The sequence below is a fragment of the Petrocella sp. genome (assembly GCF_059865615.1).
In genome coordinates this window covers 1-2,917 of record NZ_JCBCDA010000163.1, presented here as the reverse complement: position 1 = coordinate 2,917, position 2,917 = coordinate 1, and the positions used below count along the sequence as shown (strand labels likewise).

At 36.5% G+C, this 2,917-nt stretch carries 3 protein-coding genes; all 3 read right to left on the bottom strand.

Translation table 11 applies throughout. The features are described from left to right. On the bottom strand, positions 1-1,229 hold a 1,229-nt coding region (locus tag AC6F8J_RS15010), incomplete at its 3' end, for a hypothetical protein (RefSeq protein WP_500724432.1). 482 nt (positions 1,230-1,711) lie between these two features. Beyond that, positions 1,712-2,641, bottom strand: coding sequence for a stalk domain-containing protein (locus AC6F8J_RS15005; RefSeq protein WP_500724431.1), 930 nt, complete (start codon positions 2,639-2,641; stop codon positions 1,712-1,714). Between the two features lie 2 nt (positions 2,642-2,643). Then, positions 2,644-2,917: hypothetical protein (locus tag AC6F8J_RS15000; RefSeq protein WP_500724430.1), on the bottom strand; the 274-nt coding region annotated here is incomplete at its 5' end.

Sequence of the window (2,917 nt, the reverse complement as noted above, 5' to 3'; positions counted from 1 at the left end):
ACTTTTGCTTTAAGGAGGGGGTATCCCTTCCCTATAAGATAGGTGCCCACATGATGGGGACAATTAAGGTCCTCTCTATCTGCTTTGGCCAGTTCTAGAGCATATTCTGCTATTACGCCTTCTTCAATATGATGTTTAAGAGATAGTTTTACAATAATCCCTCTATACATACCCTTACTTACCGAATCCATTTTGGCGTATATACCATCAGGATCATTCATTAGGATACTTTCAAGGAGTGAGAAAGACTCAAAAAACTTTTCTTCATCTACTTCGCTAATTCCCTTAAGACTCACGATAAGCGCACGAATATCAGACTCCAAGTAGGATTCCAATTTACTTTCTTCTAGAAATACCTTGGAGGGCTTAATGCGCTTATTAGCAGATTTGGATTTATAGTGATGGGCGACATAACGCTGAATTGATTCTTCCTCAAAAGACATGTTCTTTAGCTGGTATATGACATGGGCATGAAAAGAAAAGTTTTTTCTGCAGTCTGCATCAACTTCACTAAGAAAGGAAGTAATATCGATAACATCAGGTTGTACCCCTAGCTTTTCCTTAACAAATTTTTCTGCTTTGGCCTTTATCTTTACGATACCCACAACTTCTTCTGCTACTTCTATAATACTTTCTAGTAAGCAAAACCCAATCATCTCCGGTAGTACCCATAACTCTTTATCCAGTAAGTGTATCTCTTTTTGATAGGCTTGAAGCATGATGGCAATATTTTCTTCGTTTAAATGCCCACCGGAAATGGCCACCATTTTTTTTGCCACAACATAAATCCTCGGATAGCCATGATACTCTTTTGTTCTAAGTATCGGTAGGATCTCATAATTTGTGCCTCGCGTTCTGACCTTTTTTATTTCTCTGTATAACATTTGGTAGTTGTCAAATAACCAACGCGCCGCAGGAATTAAGGCGATTAAATCAGAAGATATTTCAGAAATACTGCTACGTATTTGATTTAATTTTTTGTATGCAATTTGATTATAATCCCCAAGTACAAAATTATAGCGCATCAACTTGACATTTTGGTGATTCTTCGCCAAATCCAACATTTGCTGTTCCCACTCAACCGGTCCAAGTATGTCATCCATCCCAATAGGTTCAATGGGCAAAATAGCCCTCTTTCTAATATGAATATACCTGATATAAAGAAAAATCATTACACCTATAAGAAGAATTGCAACCAATGCCATATTAAAACCAATCGACCTATTCATTAAAAAACTACTTATTGTTCCTATTATATTTAATACCATTTAAACACTGCCTTCCTTATTGAACTTAGCCCTCATAGTCTTATATCATAACTATCATTTTCAAGTTATTAAAAAAACATCAATAAAATCATACATATACTCATTATACCATTAATAACTTAAAATTACTGGCACCTACCGGTTAATTCTCTGTAGACGGCAGATTTCAGTTTCCGTCGTGTAATTTTATAACAAATAATGGTCTATTTATTATACACTTTATTATATAGACATACATTAGTTAATGTGTTGCATTTACAAATAAATTTTTTCAGAAATTTCAGTTTTTTATATCCTTGCATTAAATACCCGAATCAGAATAAAAAACCGACCTCCAATGACTAGATTTTTAGGTCTAACTTTTGGGGGTCGGTACAAGTACTATGATTCCTTATGATCATTGCATATACTCTATTTTTGTTTTCTTCTTATTCTTATTCGTGTTACTGAATATATTTCACGGCAAAATCAATTTGTGCAGGCGTTAATGCTTTTTCTAAAGCCAATTTATAATATTTCACTGCAGATTTAACCTCGTTTTTCTGGTAATGGGAATAGCAAACCGCTGCTCCGTAATAGCCAACACCAGAACTTGGAACCATTTCATGGTAAATCAAAAACATATCTATCGCTTCTTCTAATTGCATATTACCATAATACGCCCAAGCTAATGAGGATACATTTGCTGCATCCTTAGGGTCTAATTCATAAACTTTCTCGTAGTATTCAATCGCTTTTAATTTATCCGGTGACAAACTTGCATATATGACGGCCAATCTTTTTGCCGCAAAAATATTTCTTGCATCCATCTCCAATACAGTCAAATAACTTTGCTTGGCTTGATCGTATTGATTTGACGCTTCATATATCTTTCCTTGCTCTATTAAGCGAGTAGCATCACCAATTGTTAGTTCTACTGTCTTTGATTCTTGAATCCACTTAACATCGCCACCAAAATACTGAGTAATAAAGCGAAGGGGGACATAGGTTCTGTTGTCTTTTAGCAGAACAGGTACATCCATTGTTTCACTTTTTCCATTCACCAAAATAGAGGCACTTCCCACTTTTAGCTCTAGTTTCGTATCAAGCCTTTCAATGGTAATAGAAGAAGTGGCTGCATTCCAGCCTACAGAAGCACCAAGTGCTTCAGAGATGCCTCTTAGGGGCACGAGGGTACGATTATATGTCTTGTTGAGATAGGGTTCGGTATCAAAAAATAAAGGCTTATTGTTTAATAAAATCGTCATTGGGGATTCATTCAGAATCTTAATAACAACTGCATTGGATAACAGTCTTCCCGGTGTGGCAATATAGCTTCCGTTATAGTATAGACCACTGGATCCGCCACCATCTAAGTTCATGGCTTCAACCATGCCTAAAGAAAGTGCAATCTCGCCGATTGAACAATGGAAGACAAGGCATCCGTGGCCCCAATCTTCCCATGGGCTAATACGGAATCAATACGAATCTTATCATCTTTCAAATCAGCCCAAAGAACTGAAATGTTATTACTGCCACCTGTATAACTGACGGTTCTGCTTTCTTTCCACACACTGGATTGAGCTTGTACGAGCGTTGGAGGCAAGATACTTACTGCAATGAATAGTGCTACGAATAAAATACATATGGATTGTCCCAATTTCATAGTC